Origin of the sequence: Pseudotabrizicola sediminis (assembly GCF_004745575.1) — a bacterium.
GTDB classification, from domain to species: Bacteria; Pseudomonadota; Alphaproteobacteria; order Rhodobacterales; family Rhodobacteraceae; genus Pseudotabrizicola; species Pseudotabrizicola sediminis.
This window is the reverse complement of the sequence record NZ_RPEM01000012.1, coordinates 32,241-47,753: the sequence shown is the minus strand read 5'-3', so window position 1 is coordinate 47,753 and position 15,513 is coordinate 32,241. Positions and strand designations below refer to the sequence as shown.

The window sequence follows — 15,513 nt, the reverse complement described above, 5'->3', positions numbered from 1 at the left end:
CCCTGCGCCGAGGGAAAGAGCGTCCACGCCACAAGGCCCCACAGGGGGCTTCGGACGTGGTTGCTTTAAGAAAGAATGGTACCAGCTCCCCGGCTCGAACGGGGGACCCCTAGATCCACAATCTAGTGCTCTAACCAACTGAGCTAAGCCGGCACGTGGGGCGATTTAACCCCCCTTGATTTGGATTGCAAGCAGGCTTTGACGCAAAACTTGCCCGTCTGATCACGATCCTGCCTGGGCCTGCGCATGCCGCAGGCCGGTACGCTTGCAGAACGCGGCAAAGAACGCTAGGCGGGAAGCTCCACAACAAGGGGGCCGCAATGGGCATCGACAAGGAAAGCGAAATCGCCGCAAACCTTCAGATCGGGCCGACCTCGGCCGGAATGGTTCGCATCTACATCGAAGCCGACGGCGGCGTTGAACTGCCGCTGGATTTCGAACCCGAAGAGGCCGAAGAAATCGCCGAAGAGCTGCGCGCAGCGGCCGAAGCGGTGCGCGCCATGGGCAACGACAAGGGCCCGGCCGGCGGCAAGCCTAAGCCCAGGCGGAAATAACCCCCGCCGGGTCGCGCAGGGCCTGCAGCCGCAGCGCGGCGTGCCGGGCAAACCCCTGCACCAATGCCTTGCGCCGCGCCGGGGCAAGCGGTGAGTCCGGCCCCATGCGCATGATTTCGGCCCCATAGGAATCGGCAAGAATCAGGCCGGTCTCCTCTGGCAGCAAACCGCCCGGAAAATCCGCATCGACCGCCCAGAAAAACCGGTCACACCACGGCAGGTACTTCTGCCACTTCCGGTCGGCCTGATAATCGGCGCGGCAGGATTTGCATTCGATCACCCAGACCTGCCCCTTGGGGCCAAGCGCCATCAGATCGACCCGCAGACCCGGCGCGGGCACCAGTTCTTCAACCGTAACGAACCCGAGGTCACGCAGGGCACGCGCCACGCCACGCGCAAGGCGCTGGCCGGGCAGTGGCGGCAAGGGGTCGGTCATGACATCCATGAGATACGTATGAACGAAAGATGAACATCTGACAAGCCTTGCAGACGGGCTGCAGTGGCCCTATCTATTGCTGTGGCGGGTGCTGCTCTTCGCGTGCTGGGGCTTTTTTCCAGTGGCCGATAAGCAAACGAATGGATGCTGGCTCTGGCAAGATCCTGGTCTTGCTACCTGGTGCCCACCTGAGACCTCTGGCTCTCGGGAAACCATGCCACCCACGGCTGCTGCGGGCCCGCCACCCAAACTCTTTGACGGCAGACAAGAAAAAGGGGCGGATTTCTCCGCCCCTTTCCTGCTGTGTGGGGTTTTCCGGCTCAGAAGCCGAACACCAGCGAAACGCCCAGCTTGTTGTCGGTGCGGATGGCGCGGCTTTCGTCATACTCGGTCAGGTAGCTGACGCGGGTCGAGAAAGCGTCGGTCATCTTGACGTTCAGGCCAAGATCGTTGTTCGCGCGCAGGGCCGTATCCGACTTCAGAACATCGGTGTCATTTGTCACGAAGAAGTTGTCGTTGATCCGGTAAAAGAACCGCGACGCGGCAAGATAGCCGACTTCGGTTTCCGAATTTTTCAGACCATCCTGCAGATAGCTGACGCCAACACCGGCTTGCACACGCCAAGTCATGTCCGGCGTGTTCACGATGCGGTAACCCGGGCCGAAGCCGAGGAACGCATCGCGACGGGTGTTTTCGAGCCGAGGGTCATCGCCTTCGCCATCCCAGTCGGGATCGGGATTGGTCGCCAGACCATTGGTTTTCAGACGGCCCAGAACAAAGCCATAGAAGTTCTGGTCGAAATAGTAATTGGCGTCATAGACGACAAACACATCTTCCTTGGTGGACTCGTTGTTCGCCTCGGCAAAGTCGAGGGCCGCGCCAAGTGTCTGAACGAACTGGCCTTGGGCAAAGCGAAGACGCACACCCGCGGTCAGATCCTGCGACTCGTTGTTGCCGGTCTTGCCCGAATAGCCCAAAGATGCGCTACCGCTCAGACCCGGACGGAATTCCGGGTTGCCAAAGCGCGCGGAATCTTCAGCGCGCTGCATGTCGTCCCGGACATCGTCTTCGATATCGTCAATCCGGTCGTCAAGAGTCTCGACGCCTGTGATGGCGACCTGTGCCATAGCCGAAGGTGCAAAAGCAACTTGGGCGGCGGCAATAGCCAGCACGCCGGCACCAAAGGTGCGGAGTTTGACTGTCATATACTATCCTTTCACACACACCGGCCTCTCTCGTGCCGGTCGCGTATGAAACGCATGGAACCGCCCCGCGTTCCCGCCCATCACCACTCTGTGATGCAAAGTGAGGTGACGCAGGGGAGTTAAGGTGCTGATATTCGGATCTATATGTCCTGCGACACAGCTTCGGCAGCCCCGATGTTCGTCGGGGCACCGAACATGGTTCAGATGTTTCTCTGCGGCGCACGGGGCAATTGCGCGCGGGCCCGAGCCTCGACGCGCACGGGAACCGGGACACGCCGCTCCCGGGTACCGCCCGGCGGGGTATCTGGCGCTTCGGCCATCCGCATCACAGCGATGGCAAACTGAACACCACCAAACACAACGCCGTTGACCATGACCATCATCAAGGCGGCCACCCATCCCATCGACGACTGCAGGATGAGGTGTTGCAGCCCCGCGACGTCCAGCCAGACCAGCCCGGTGACGAAAGCGACCGATAGGCCGAATCCGATGGCAACGTTCACAATGTAGAGGCGGATGAGTTTGGGCATGTCTGTGCTCCTGACCAGACCCTAAGACTAGCGCTGCCATGGAAAAGCGAAAGGTCCATTTCGCCGCAGGTGGGCGATTTGTGCAGCGTTGGTAACTGCCGCCTTAGACTTTCGGCGATGTCAGGGAAATCCGGTCAGCAAAGAACCGTCTGCTGGCGCACAACGCCATGGCACATCAGAACCCTTCGGGCTTGGCCTCATGCGCCATGTGATCCAGCACCGCGTTGACAAATCTGGATTCTTTGCCCTCGGGAAAAAAGGCTTTGGCCACATCGACAAACTCGGTGATCGCAACCCGTGGCGGTGTCGGCATCTGAGTCAATTCCGCCCCGGCGGCGCGGAACAGCGCGCGCAGCACCGGGTCGATCCGGTCGATCGGCCATTTGGCCACCAGCGCGCGGTCGGTCATCTGGTCGATCAGCGCCTGAAAGTTCACCGCATGATCCACCAGGTTGCGGAAATGCGTCACATCGCCTTCTGCAAATTCGCCTTCTTCGTAGGTGGCCCCAAAACGGTGCACCTCGAACTCGCGGCAGATTGCCTTGATGGTCTGGCCCGACACTTCCATCTGGAACAGCGCCTGCACCGCATAAAGCCGCGCGGCAGAGCGCATCTGCTTTTTCTCGGCGTTGCTCGGTTTGGCGCCTGTCTTGGCCGCCGGTGTGTCGTCTGTCATGCGCGGAACCCGATCCCTGTCGTCTGGCCCGCCCATTTGCGCGAAAGCGCGATCAGGTGCAAGGCCGCCGCTGCTGCCCCACCACCTTTATTCTGCCCGGCCGGATCGGCCCGCACCTCGGCCTGGCTGCGGTTTTCAACCGTAAGGATGCCATTGCCGATGCATGCCCCTTGCAGCCCCAGGAGGCTGATGGCGCGGCTGCTGTCGTTGCACACGGTATCGTAATGCGTGGTCTCGCCCCGGATGACGCAGCCAAGGGCCACATAGCCGTCGTATTTCGCCTGACGCTCGGCCATGGCGATGGCGGTCGGCACTTCCAGCGCGCCGGGCACCTCGATCAGCTCCACCTCGGCCCCGCAGCTGGCGGCAATGACGCGGGCACCGGCCACCATGTTGTCGGTGATATCCTTGTAATAGGGGGCCACCACGATCAGCAGTTTGACCGGCTGGTCGAAGCTGGGCAACGGCAAGGTATAATGCGTCTCGGCGGTGGCCATGGTTTACTCCGTGATCTTGCGGGTGCCGGTGATCGACAACCCGTAGGCGTCCAGCCCGACAACCTTCGGCTGCGGCGAATTGGTCAGCAAGGTCAGGTCATTGACCCCCAGCGACACCAGGATCTGCGCGCCGATGCCATATTGCTTGAGCGTCTGGGGCGAGGCGTCGTCCGACACCAGCTTGCGATCCAGCTCGCGCAGCAACACCAACACGCCGCGCCCTTCGGCGGCGATCAGCTTCATCGCCGCGCCGAATTCCGCCGTGCGCCCTGCCCCGCCAAGGCCCACCACATCGAGCAGCGGGTCAAGCGTGTGCATCCGGGTCAGCACCGAGCCGGGGGTGGTGATGTCACCCTTGATCAGCACCACATGTTCCGCGCCTTCGGTCACGTCCGTATAGATCCGCATGGTCCAGTCACCGCCGAATTCGGCGGTGACGGCGCGCTCTTCGGTCAGCTTCACCAGATTGTCGTTGCGGCGGCGATAGGCGATCAGGTCGGAAATCGTGCCGATCTTCAGCCCGTGCTTTTGCGCAAACACAATCAGGTCGGGCAGACGCGCCATGGACCCGTCGTCATTCATCACCTCGCAGATCACGCCCGACGGGTTCAGCCCCGCCAGACGCGCCACATCGACCGCCGCCTCGGTATGACCCGCCCGCACCAGCACCCCGCCATCGCGGGCGCGCAGCGGAAAGACGTGGCCCGGCGTGGCAATATCCTGCGGGCCTTTGGTCTGGTCGATGGCGACAGATACGGTGCGCGCCCGGTCAGCGGCGGAAATGCCGGTGGAAATCCCCTCGCGCGCCTCGATCGACAGGGTAAAGGCCGATGCCAGCCGCGAGGAATTCTTCGGGCTCATCGGTTGCAAGCCAAGCTGATCCACGCGGTCGGCGGTCAGCGCAAGGCAGATCAGGCCCCGGCCATAGGTCGCCATGAAGTTCACCGCCTGCGGGGTGCACATCTGCGCCGGGATCACCAGATCACCTTCATTCTCGCGGTCTTCATGATCGACCAGAATGAACATGCGCCCGTTGCGCGCGTCGTCGATGATGTCTTCGACAGAGGAAATTGCGTCGGAATAGTCGGTCATGCGATGGGTTCCTGAGCGGGTTTATCCGCCTTTACCGCGACAGGGCCGCAAAAGCCAGAGGCGGGCGGCGCAGAGCGACTGTGCGCGACACCACGTCCCTCAGGTGCCGAAATACCGCTCGGCCGGAAGGTAGCCCGCCAACCGGCCCGCCGCACACCACTCCGCCTCCAGCCCGTGATCGCCGATCAGCAGAACCGTGTCGGACGGGATGGTGCCAAGGGCCATGCGCAGGCGCACCCGCGCCTCGGCAAAGCTGGCAAGGTGAAGGGGGGCGGCGTGGCTGGCTGTCAGCGCCGGGGCTGCGCGGGCCAGATCCGCCGCCTGCAACGGCGGCAGCGCAAGGCCGATCAGTCCGGTTCCCTGAAGTGCTGCCAGCTTTTGTGCGCGGTCGCCGGGCAGCACCTGCCCCGCCCGCAACACCCGCAGCGCGTTGGAGGAAAACAGAAACGCCACCAGATCGTGCCCGGTGCTGGCGCGCATGCCGGCATAGGTCTTGTAGTCCAGCCCCAGCTGGGCCGCCCGGCGCACGCGCAGGCGCACCACCTCTATCGGCAGGGTCGGCAGCAGACGAGCACGGGCGGCACGCCAGCATTGGGTGCGCCATGACAGGCCGTTCATCTCTGGCCCCCGGTTGTGGCCGATCACTCCCATTCGCGCAAGCGTGCCACATAGCGGGCCATGGTATCCACCTCAAGGTTCACCAGATCCCCCACCGCCACATCACCCCATGTGGTCGCCTTCTGGGTGTGCGGAATGAAGTTGATGCCGAAATCTGCCCCATCGACCTCATTCACGGTCAGCGACGTGCCATTAAGCGCGACCGACCCCTTGGGCGCGATGAACCGCGCCAGATCGCGCGGCGCGCGGAAGGTCACGCGCAGGCTGTCGCCTTCGGGCACCACGGCCACCACTTCGGCCACACCATCGACGTGGCCTGATACGATATGCCCCCCCAGCTCGTCGCCAACCTTGAGCGCTCGTTCCAGATTGACCCGTGCGCCAGGCGTCCAGCGCGCCAGATTGGTCTTGCTGACAGTTTCAGCCGAAATCTGCACGTCATACCAGTTGCGCGGTGTCGTTCCGGTGGCAATCACGGTCAGGCACACACCGTCCGACGCGATCGATGCCCCGATGTCGATGCCGCCCACATCATAGCGCGTGCCGATACGGGCGCGCAGATCGCCCTGCTGCTCGGTCTGCAGCACCTCACCGATATCGCTGACGATCCCTGTGAACATGGTCGGTCTCCTTTGTTGCAATGCGTAACCCGCGACTGGGGGCGACGCAAGGTCGCCCGGAAGGTGCCAGAAATTCGCCGTGCTTTGATCTTGGCAGCCGGTTAAAGGTTACTTGCTATGCCGGCACCACGCCGCAGACTGGCCAAGACAGGTGACATGCGAACCACGGGTGACACACGCCGCTTTCTGTTTCTGCAAGGGCCACACGGTCCCTTTTTCAGCCGTTTGGGCAAGATGCTGCAGGCATCGGGGGCGCAGGTCTGGCGTGTGGGCTTCAACCGGGGCGACGAGGTGTTTTGGCCCGCCGACAGTTTCATCGCCTTCCGCGACCCGGCAGATCAGTGGCCCGACCGGATTGCGGCGCTGTTGCGCGAACACGCCATCACCGATCTGGTGCTCTATGGCGATACCCGTCCGGTGCACGCGCAGGCGATCCTCGCGGCCCGCACCGCCGGGCTGACGGTGCATGTATTTGAAGAAGGCTACCTGCGCCCGCATTGGGTGACCTATGAGCGCAACGGCGCGAATGGGCATTCGAGGCTGATGCAGATGTCCGTGGCCGACATGCAGGCCGCCTTGGCCAAGGCAGAAATGGATCAACCCGAAGCCCCCGCCAGCTGGGGCGACATGCGCCAACATATCTTCTGGGGCGCGCTGTATCATTGGTTCGTCATGACCGGCTTTCGCACATTCCGCAATTTCCGGCCCCATCGCAAACAGACCGTGGGGCAGGAATTTCTACTGTATTGCAAACGCCTTCTGCTGTTGCCATTTCACCGCTGGGAACGGATGATCGCCCAATATCGCATCCGGAACGGCGGCTTTCCCTATCATCTGGTGCTGTTGCAGCTGGAACATGACGCCAGCTTTCAGATGCATTCGCCGTTCCGCACCATGGCCGAATTTCTGGAGGTGGTGATTGACGGCTTTGCCAAAGGGGCGGCACCGCATCATCATCTGGTCTTCAAGGCCCATCCGCTGGAAGACGGCCGCGCGCCGCTGAAGGCCGAAATCCGCCGTCTGGCACACCTGCACGGGCTGACAGGCCGGGTGCATTTCGTGCGTGGTGGCAAGCTGGCGCAGCTTCTGAACCACGCACGCTCTGCCGTCACCGTCAATTCCACCGCCGGTCAGCAGGTGCTGTGGCGGGGCATGGCGTTGAAAACCTTTGGCGCGGCGGTCTATGCCAAGCCGGAATTCGTGTCTGACCAGCCGCTCGCCACCTTCTTTGCAAAGCCCAGCCGCCCCGATGGCCGGGCATACCGCAAATTCCGCCATTATCTGCTGGAAACCAGCCAGATCACCGGGGGCTTTTACAGCACCCGCGGCCGGCAAGAGGTGCTGCGGCAGGTGGTCGACATGATGCTTTCCGCTGAAGACCCCTACGATGCGCTGATCTCGGGAAGCGCGGCACCACGGCAACAGTTGCGGCTGGTGAACTGACGGCCAAAGCCGGTGCTGGCATTTTCTCAAATCGTTCTGTAGCCTTGCATGCAAAACTTGAGGCAAATCCAGTCAAAGGAGCCCGAGCAGTGAACGTGCTTACATCAAAGGGGGCGAAAGCCCTTTGTCTTGTTGCGCTGGTCGCATCCACGGCGGCCTGTGGCCTGCCGCGGTCCGGCCCCACCAAGGCCGAGATTTTCAAAGGGTCGGTGCTGAAAGAGGGTGATGCCTTTATCGTAACGGTCAATCAGCGCGTGACCCGGGCCACAGCCGTCATCCCGGCCTTCGGGTTTTCTTCGGGCTTCCTGAATGCGGGCGTCATGGGGGCCGATACGATCAGCTCTGGTGACACGCTTGGCCTGACCATCTTTGAAAACGTGCGTGACGACCCGCTTCTGGGCAACACCGGCCAGCGCGTCAGCGCGCTGGAAGAGGTGCAGGTTGACGGTCAGGGCTATATCTTCGTGCCTTATGCGGGCCGGATCAAGGCCGCCGGGCAAACGCCCGAAGGGCTGCGTCAGGCGATCACCCGCAAGCTGGACACCCAGACCCCCGACCCTCAGGTCGCCGTGACCCGGTTGGCCGGCGACGGGTCGAGCGTGTCGGTACAAGGCTCTGTCGGAGCCACCGGCGTCTATGCCATCGAGCGCCCGACCCGCCAGCTTTCGGCGATGATTGCCCGCGCCGGTGGCGTCGCAATCGAACCCGACGTTGCGGTGATCCGCGTCACGCGCGGGGCCCACAGCGGACGGGTCTGGCTGCAGGATCTGTATGCCAACCCCGCACTTGATATCGCCCTGCGTCCCGGCGACAAGATCGTGGTCGAACGCGATACCCGGGCCTTTGTGGCGCTTGGGGCGACGGGTGCGCAGAACCGTGTGCCGTTTGAAACCCAGACCCTGTCGGCGATCGAGGCAATCGCGATCGTCGGGGGGCTGAACACCAATCTGGCCGATCCGACCGGCGTCTTTGTCTTCCGCAACGAGCCGGAAGAGATTGCCAATGCCGTGCTGGGCCGCAAAGACCTGCGCGGCGCGCAGCGGATGGTCTACGTGCTCGATCTGACCCAACCCACCGGCATGTTCGAGGCCCGCGATTTCGTGGTGCGCGATGGCGACACGGTTTACGTCACCGAAGCGCCCTTCGTGCAGTGGCAAAAAACCCTGTCCGCCATCACCGGCACCGCCGGGGCGGCAAGCTCGATCTCCGACGTGGGCACAGGCGGCTGAGGCCGGGTTGGCACCGCGCCCCGATGACAGACCAGATGCCGCCGGGGGCCTTCCCCGGCGGCTTTTTCATTACAATGCAGGCTTTCTGCGCGACCGGCATCTGCGGCGCATATTGGCGCTGTCCGGCCATCAGCTGAAACTGGGCCTGCCGGGACCGGGTGATGGCGTGGTGGTCTGGGGCCGCAGCCCCTTTGCCCATCGCGGCGAGGCTGTTGCGACAAGGCGAGGCGTACCGCTGATTCGCGTCGAGGATGCGTTCTTGCGCAGCGTACGGCCCGGGCGGATGGGCGGCGGGGCGCTGGGGCTGCTGATCGACCCTATAGGCGTGCATTATGACAGCTCCGCCGCGTCGCGGCTGGAGCACATTCTGGCGACTGACCCCTTGGACAATTCCAACACGTTGGCGCGGGCACGGGATGGAATTGCGCGGCTTCGAGCGTCAGACCTTTCAAAATACAACATGCACGATCCTTTGCTGCCCGCGCCCGCGCCGGGCTATGTGCTGGTGGTCGATCAAACTCGCGGCGATGCGGCGATCCGGTATGGGGGGGCATCGGCGCAGAGTTTTGCGCAGATGCTGGGGGATGCGATAGACGCGCATCCGCAGGCCCGTATCGTGGTTAAATTGCATCCCGAGACTGCGCTTGGCCTGCGCGCCGGGCATTTCGCGGTGGCGGATGTCTCTGACCGGGTCACGGTGCTGGCGGATCCAGTCTCGCCCCATGCGCTGCTGGACGGGGCGATTGCGGTTTACACCGTGTCGTCGCAATTGGGATTCGAGGCCATTCTGGCAGGCCACCGCCCGCATGTTTACGGCCAACCGTTCTATGCCGGTTGGGGCCTGACCCATGATGCACACCCCCTGCCCCGCCGCGGACGCAGCCTGACGCGCGTGCAACTGTTTGCCGCCGCGATGATTCTGGCCCCGGTCTGGTATGACCCCTGCCGCGACCGCTTGTGCAGCTTTGAACAAGCGGTCGATCAGCTGGAAGCCGAGGTGCGCGCCTTTCGCGAGGATCGTAGTGGCCATGTGGCGGTCGGAATGCGGCTGTGGAAGCGCGCGCGGTTGCAAGCGGTGTTCGGGCGGGAAAAACCCTTGGTTTACCGCGACGTGCCGGGCGAGACCAAGGGGCGCGGCATTCTGGTCTGGGCCGGGAAAGAAACCGACGGACTGGCGCATGCCACTGTGCCGCTGCGCCGGGTGGAAGATGGTTTCTTGCGCTCGCGGGGCCTCGGGGCCGATCTGGTGCCGCCGCTGTCTTTGGTCGCCGATGATCTGGGAATTTACTACGACCCCAGCCGCGAAAGCCGGCTGGAGCGGCTGATCCTGTCAGCCCCGCCACCCGGCGGCCTTGCCCGCGCGGCGCGGCTGCGTGACCGGCTGGTGGCGCATGCCTTAAGCAAGTACAACCTGCCCGGCACCCTGCCCGATCTGCCCCCCGGACACCGCATTCTGGTGCCCGGACAGGTGGAAGATGACGCGTCGATCCTGAAAGGCTGCGGCGCGGTGCGAACCAATCTGGCGCTGTTGCAGGCGGCGCGGGAGGTTCATCCGGGGGCGGTGCTGATCTACAAACCGCACCCGGATGTCGAGGCGGGGTTGCGACCCGGAGCCGTTTCGGCCAGCGATCTGATCGGACTGGCCGATGTGGTGGCCACCCGCGCCGACCCGATGGGGCTGATCAACGCCTGTGATGAGGTCTGGACAATGACCAGCCTCATGGGGTTCGAGGCGCTGCTTAGGGGCAAGCCTGTCACCTGTCTGGGCGTGCCCTTCTATGCGGGCTGGGGGCTGACGCGCGACCTTGGCCCGGTGCCCCCACGCCGTCTGCGGGGCCCTGATGGCGGGCTGCTGCCGCGCCCCCCGCTGGACCATCTGGTGTATGCTGCATTGATCGCCTATCCGCGCTATTACGACCCCGTCAGCCGCCGCCCCTGCCCGGCAGAGGTAGCGGTCGAGCGGCTCATGCGTGATACTGTGCCGCATCCGGGGCTTGGCAACCGGGTGCTGGCCAAGCTGCAAGGACAGTTTGCCACCCATGCGCGACTGTGGCGGCGGTAAAAGGAATTTCCGGGCCTGGCCGCAGGCGACATCTGCAGCCTGTCGGAATGCGATCTGGTGGAAGATGGTCTCGCGGAAGCGTCAGTAAATATAGCGGATCTGATCCGTCCAGAACCGTTCCAGCCGTTTGAGCGAATGGTTCACGTCTTCCATTCCGGCAGCGTCGATCACTGCCTTTTTCAACAGCACTTCGGCATGGCGCGCAAACAGATCGTTCAGCACCATGCGCACCCGCCGCCCCTTTTCCGTCAGCCGAACCCGCACCGACCGGCGGTCAAGTTCGGACCGCTGGTGGTGCATATAGCCGAGCTCCACCAGCTTTTTCAGATTGTAGCTGACATTGCTGCCCTGATAATAGCCGCGGCTTTTCAACTCCCCGGCCGTCACCTCATTGTCGCCGATATTGAAGAGCAACAGCGCCTGAACCGAGTTGATCTCAAGAATGGCAAGCCGCTCAAACTCATCCTTGATGACATCAAGCAGCAGACGATGCAGGCGTTCGACCAAAGCAAGACTATCCAGATAGCTCGCTGTCAGAACCTTGTGCGAGCCGTCCAGAACCGGGGCTTGATGCGTCATGCTGTTCTCCGCCTTCCATCAACCAGAGGACAGAATCGGCTTAAACAGAAAACATTCGGTAAACCGAATTCAGATTTCGCTCAAACCTTACGCAGTCTGTCTCGGGCAAAGAGGGTGATCTGGTCCAGCAAAGGTGCAATTGCGGGCGCGGGCCGGGCCTGGCCGAAGATAAACGCCATCAGATCCTGATCGTTTTCTTCCAGCAACAGCTCATATTCGTCCAGCTGCGCGGGCGACAGGGCCTCCAGATGCGCGTCGGCCCAGGGGCCAAGCACCAGATCCATTTCCTTGGTGCCGCGCCGCCAGGAACGCATCTTCATGCGCTTGAGCCGTGCATCTGCTGTCTCTGTCAGGGTCATTCTGCATCCACCTCTTCGCGCCGCAACAGATGATGCAGCCGGGTTTCCATCTGCCCCATATCCTGCGCCAGCGCCAGCATCTGCGCGCGCATGCGCGACAGATCGGCCAGCGCCTCAAGCGTCGCCGCATCATGGGTTCCGGGGGCCGAGGGCGCGTCAAGGCCATCCCCTTCCCCGGTCAGAAGCCAGCGGATCGACACGTTCAGCATGCCTGCCAGCATCTGCAGCCGGTTTGACCGCGGCTCTGACGCGTCATCCTCCCAGCCCTGTACTGTGGTCAGGCGCACGCCAAGGCGTTCTGCCAGATCGGGCTGCGACAGCCCCGCTGCCTCGCGTGCACCGGCCAGCCGGTCGCCAAAGGTGGCGACCTCTGCCGAAAACCACGTCGCTGCTGTGTCATTATCCGCCATCTTGCCTCTCCTTTGCGTCGATATCGCTTGATTGGGTCAGGGGCCATCCATAAGACCAAAAGCCGGAAATGACAAATCAGGAGCCCATAATGCCGTTCTTGTCCGACACGCTGGCGCGCGTGAAACCTTCGCCAACCATCGCTGTCACCACCAAGGCGGCGCAGTTGAAAGCGGCAGGCAAGGATGTGATCGGCCTTGGCGCGGGCGAGCCGGATTTCGACACGCCGCAGAACATCAAGGACGCCGCCAAGCGCGCGATTGATGCGGGGCGCACGAAATACACCGCCGTGGATGGCATCCCCGAGCTGAAGGCCGCGATCTGCGCCAAGTTCCTGCGCGAAAACGGGCTGACCTACACGCCCGCGCAGATCACCGTGGGCACCGGCGGCAAGCAGACGCTGTACAATGCGCTGATGGCAACCTGCAATCCCGGCGATGAGGTGATCATCCCGGCCCCCTATTGGGTCAGCTACCCCGATATGGTGCTGCTGGCGGGCGGCACCCCAGTGCCGGTGGTGGCGGGGATCGACACCGCGTTCAAGATCACACCCGCCCAGCTGGAAGCAGCGATCACGCCAAAAACCAAGTGGTTCATCTTCAACAGCCCGTCGAACCCCACGGGTGCGGGCTATACCCGCGAAGAATTGCGCGGGCTTTGCGATGTGCTGCTGCGTCATCCTCATGTCTGGATCATGTCGGATGACATGTATGAACATCTGGTATTCGGCGATTTCGAATTCTGCACCCCTGCTGAAATTGAACCCGCGCTTTATGACCGCACGCTGACCTGCAACGGGGTGTCGAAATCCTACGCCATGACCGGCTGGCGCATCGGCTATGCGGCGGGACCGGTGGCGCTGATCAAGGCGATGGGGACGATCCAGTCGCAATCAACCTCGAACCCCTGTTCGGTGTCGCAATATGCGGCGCTGGAGGCGCTGACCGGGCCGCAGGATTTTCTGGCCGAAAACCGCAAGGTATTTGAACGCCGCCGCGATCTGGTGGTGTCGATGCTGAATGCGGCCAAGGGCATCACCTGCCCGACGCCGGAAGGCGCATTCTACGTCTATCCCGACATTTCAGCCTGTATCGGAAAGGTCACCGCAGGCGGGACACTGATCAGCAATGACGAGGTGTTCGCCACAGCGCTGCTGGAGGAAACCGGGGTGGCCGTGGTGTTCGGCGCGGCCTTTGGCCTGTCGCCCAACTTCCGCGTCAGCTATGCTACGGCGGATGAGGTGTTGCGTGAAGCGTGCAGCCGCATTCAGGCGTTCTGCGCCACGCTGACCTGAGGGGGTTCGATGGCGGGCGATTTGCCGGAGTTCTATTTCCGCATCCGTGAAAACGGCGCGGCTGTGTTCAAGGTGGATACGGAAAATCGCCAGCGCCGGATCGAGATGGAAGAAATCGCCATCGCCAATGTCAGGAATGGCAATATCAAGCCACATGGCGACCGCAAGCTGAGTGCCCACGAACTTGCGGTCATCACCGGTTGGATCGCGCAGCGCAGCGCGGTTCTTGCGGCGCGCGATGTCGATGACATTCACCGGGCGGTGGATCACCTGAACCTTGTCACCGCCTGGGCGCAGTCAAAGGCCAGCGATGCGCAACTGGACGAGGTGACCGATACGCTGCTGCTGGCGATGCATGATCTGCGCACGGTTCTGGTGCGCAAAAAGGCCGAGCGTCTGATGAAGACCGACGCCGCGCCGGACTAACGCTCAGGTACCGCAGAAGGTGACGTAGTCGCCAAACCCGGCGGGGGCTGGCAGGGCATAGGCCTCGCGCCCCGGGCGGTCGGTATAGGGGTCGGTGACCTGTGCCAGCAGGGCGGTGAACAGGGCCATATCGCCTTGTTCGGCGGTCCGCAGCGCCTTTTCCACCAGATGATTGCGCGGGATCGCCAGCGGGTTGGTGGCCCGCAGGTGATCTGCCGCATCGGCGCGCAGCCGCGCGCGCCATAGCGGCAGCCATTGGTCCAGCTTTGCCGGATCGGCGAACAGCGCGCGCAGCGGGGTGGTGTCTCCATCAGCGGCTTGCGCCAGACGGCGGAAGGCAAGCGTCCAGTCCGCCCCCTGCCCCTCCATCGCGGCCAGAAACCCTGTGGCCAGATTGGCGTCGCCATCCTGCGCGCCGTCCAGCGCCAGCTTGTCGCGCATCACCGCCAGCCATTCCGCCTGATAAATCGTGCTGATGCCAGACAACCGGTCGTTCAACACCGCTACCGCCGCATCGGCATCGCCCATCAGCGGCAGCAGGCTTTCCGCCAGCTTGGACATGTTCCACGCCAGAATATGCGGCTGGTTGGCATAGGCATACCGCCCCTGATGATCAATCGACGAAAACACCGTACCGGGCGCATAGGCCTCCATAAAGGCGCAGGGGCCGTAGTCGATGGTCTCGCCAGACAGCGCCACGTTGTCGGTGTTCAAGACGCCATGCACAAAGCCAAGCCCCATCCATGCCGCCACCAGCCGCGCCTGACGGGCGATAACCCGGTCAAAGAACGCAACCACCCGGCCCCGCTGCCCCACGAGGTCAGTATCATGCCGCGCGATGGCATAATCAACCACCCGGGCCAGCGTGTCATGATCGCCGCGCGCGGCCCAGAACTGGAACGTGCCCACCCGCAGATGGCTCGCGGCCACGCGGGTCACTACGGCCCCCGGCAACCGGCCTGCTTCGCGCCGCACATCCTCGCCGGTAAGCGCCACGGCAAGGCTGCGCGTGGTGGGCACGCCCAGCGCCGCCATCGCCTCAGAGATCACGTATTCGCGCAGCATCGGGCCAAGTGCGGCCTTGCCATCGCCGCCGCGCGAAAACGGGGTGCGGCCAGAGCCCTTCAGCTGTATGTCCCTCCGCCGCCCGTCGGGTCCGATGTGTTCACCAATCAGATGCGCCCGGCCATCGCCCAGCTGCGGCGAGAACCCCCCGAACTGGTGCCCGGCATAGGCCAGCGCCACGGGGGCCGCGCCATCCGGCAGGCTGCCGCCCGCAAACCAGCCGGGGTTTTGCGCCAGGACATCCACCGCCAGCCCCAGATCAGCCGCCAGCGCATCGTTCAGGACAATGATCTGCGGCGCCGGGGCGGCATCGGGATCTTGCGCGACAAAGGTGCCCGGCAGGTCGCGAGCCCAGGAGTTGTCAAAGCGAAACCCGCTGTGGCGCAGGGCGGAATGCGGCGTCTGATCGGTCATCGGTCC

General features: G+C 63.3%; 18 protein-coding genes and 1 tRNA gene. 6 read left to right on the top strand and 13 right to left on the bottom strand.

Features of this window, described 5'->3' with window-relative positions; translation table 11 throughout:
• Positions 1–76: 76 nt before the first annotated feature.
• Positions 77–153, bottom strand: a tRNA-His gene (locus EEB11_RS15835).
• A gap of 167 nt (positions 154–320) precedes the next feature.
• On the opposite strand from EEB11_RS15835, the gene EEB11_RS15830 reads away from it, so the two are divergent.
• A complete protein-coding gene (locus tag EEB11_RS15830; RefSeq protein WP_135432980.1) occupies positions 321–554 on the top strand; it encodes a DUF6324 family protein in 234 nt (77 codons plus the stop codon).
• Here EEB11_RS15830 and EEB11_RS15825 read toward each other — a convergent pair.
• From EEB11_RS15825 to EEB11_RS15790, 8 genes are all read right to left on the bottom strand, one after another.
• The gene (locus EEB11_RS15825; protein ID WP_435531115.1) at positions 535–990 is read right to left on the bottom strand and encodes an MmcB family DNA repair protein; all 456 of its coding nucleotides are present in this window, start codon (positions 988–990) and stop codon (positions 535–537) included. The two genes, EEB11_RS15830 and EEB11_RS15825, sit on opposite strands and share 20 nt — an antisense overlap.
• Positions 991–1,310: 320 nt before the next feature.
• Positions 1,311–2,195, bottom strand: a complete 885-nt coding sequence (locus EEB11_RS15820; RefSeq protein ID WP_210134441.1) for a DUF481 domain-containing protein — start codon at positions 2,193–2,195, stop codon at positions 1,311–1,313.
• Positions 2,196–2,395: 200 nt separating this feature from the next.
• On the bottom strand, positions 2,396–2,725 hold the full coding sequence (locus tag EEB11_RS15815; RefSeq protein ID WP_135432976.1) for a hypothetical protein: 330 nt from the start codon (positions 2,723–2,725) through the stop codon (positions 2,396–2,398).
• A gap of 175 nt (positions 2,726–2,900) precedes the next feature.
• Positions 2,901–3,401, bottom strand: a complete 501-nt coding sequence (nusB, locus tag EEB11_RS15810) for a transcription antitermination factor NusB (RefSeq protein WP_135432974.1) — start codon at positions 3,399–3,401, stop codon at positions 2,901–2,903.
• Positions 3,398–3,898, bottom strand: a complete 501-nt coding sequence (locus tag EEB11_RS15805; protein WP_135432972.1) for a 6,7-dimethyl-8-ribityllumazine synthase — start codon at positions 3,896–3,898, stop codon at positions 3,398–3,400. Before EEB11_RS15805 ends, nusB begins: the two co-directional genes overlap by 4 nt.
• 3 nt (positions 3,899–3,901) lie before the next feature.
• Entirely contained in the window at positions 3,902–4,990 is a 1,089-nt protein-coding gene (ribB, locus tag EEB11_RS15800; protein ID WP_135432970.1) for a 3,4-dihydroxy-2-butanone-4-phosphate synthase, read from the bottom strand.
• Positions 4,991–5,089: 99 nt separating this feature from the next.
• Entirely contained in the window at positions 5,090–5,641 is a 552-nt protein-coding gene (locus EEB11_RS15795; protein ID WP_135432968.1) for a hypothetical protein, read from the bottom strand.
• Positions 5,632–6,228, bottom strand: a complete 597-nt coding sequence (locus tag EEB11_RS15790; RefSeq protein WP_135432966.1) for a riboflavin synthase — start codon at positions 6,226–6,228, stop codon at positions 5,632–5,634. Before EEB11_RS15790 ends, EEB11_RS15795 begins: the two co-directional genes overlap by 10 nt.
• A gap of 117 nt (positions 6,229–6,345) precedes the next feature.
• On the opposite strand from EEB11_RS15790, the gene EEB11_RS15785 reads away from it, so the two are divergent.
• From EEB11_RS15785 to EEB11_RS15775, 3 genes are all read left to right on the top strand, one after another.
• Positions 6,346–7,671, top strand: coding sequence for a capsule polysaccharide biogenesis protein (locus EEB11_RS15785; protein WP_245298941.1), 1,326 nt, complete (start codon positions 6,346–6,348; stop codon positions 7,669–7,671).
• A gap of 89 nt (positions 7,672–7,760) precedes the next feature.
• Positions 7,761–8,900 carry a polysaccharide biosynthesis/export family protein gene (locus EEB11_RS15780; protein WP_135432964.1) on the top strand — a complete coding sequence of 380 codons (1,140 nt, stop codon included), beginning with the start codon at positions 7,761–7,763 and terminating at the stop codon, positions 8,898–8,900.
• 7 nt (positions 8,901–8,907) lie between these two features.
• The gene (locus EEB11_RS15775) at positions 8,908–10,962 is read left to right on the top strand and encodes a capsule polysaccharide biogenesis protein (protein WP_245298940.1); all 2,055 of its coding nucleotides are present in this window, start codon (positions 8,908–8,910) and stop codon (positions 10,960–10,962) included.
• A gap of 81 nt (positions 10,963–11,043) precedes the next feature.
• Here the strand turns inward: EEB11_RS15775 and EEB11_RS15770 are convergent, their stop codons facing one another.
• The 3 genes from EEB11_RS15770 to EEB11_RS15760 form a co-directional block, all read right to left on the bottom strand.
• Positions 11,044–11,541, bottom strand: coding sequence for a MarR family winged helix-turn-helix transcriptional regulator (locus EEB11_RS15770; RefSeq protein ID WP_135432960.1), 498 nt, complete (start codon positions 11,539–11,541; stop codon positions 11,044–11,046).
• Between the two features lie 80 nt (positions 11,542–11,621).
• Positions 11,622–11,894 (bottom strand): FAD assembly factor SdhE, encoded by a 273-nt coding sequence (locus tag EEB11_RS15765; protein WP_135433072.1) that lies wholly within the window; start codon positions 11,892–11,894, stop codon positions 11,622–11,624.
• A gap of 2 nt (positions 11,895–11,896) precedes the next feature.
• Complete coding sequence (locus EEB11_RS15760) at positions 11,897–12,310, bottom strand: helix-turn-helix domain-containing protein (protein WP_135432958.1); 414 nt, start codon at positions 12,308–12,310, stop codon at positions 11,897–11,899.
• Between the two features lie 89 nt (positions 12,311–12,399).
• Between EEB11_RS15760 and EEB11_RS15755 the strand changes: the two genes are divergently transcribed.
• Positions 12,400–13,602: a pyridoxal phosphate-dependent aminotransferase gene (locus EEB11_RS15755; protein ID WP_135432956.1), complete on the top strand. Its 1,203-nt coding sequence runs from the start codon at positions 12,400–12,402 to the stop codon at positions 13,600–13,602.
• Positions 13,603–13,611: 9 nt separating this feature from the next.
• On the top strand, positions 13,612–14,028 hold the full coding sequence (locus EEB11_RS15750) for a hypothetical protein (RefSeq protein WP_135432954.1): 417 nt from the start codon (positions 13,612–13,614) through the stop codon (positions 14,026–14,028).
• A 3-nt stretch (positions 14,029–14,031) separates the two neighbouring features.
• On the opposite strand, the gene EEB11_RS15745 is transcribed toward EEB11_RS15750, so the two are convergent.
• Positions 14,032–15,507 (bottom strand): protein adenylyltransferase SelO, encoded by a 1,476-nt coding sequence (locus EEB11_RS15745; protein ID WP_135432952.1) that lies wholly within the window; start codon positions 15,505–15,507, stop codon positions 14,032–14,034.
• Between the last annotated feature and the right edge of the window lie 6 nt (positions 15,508–15,513).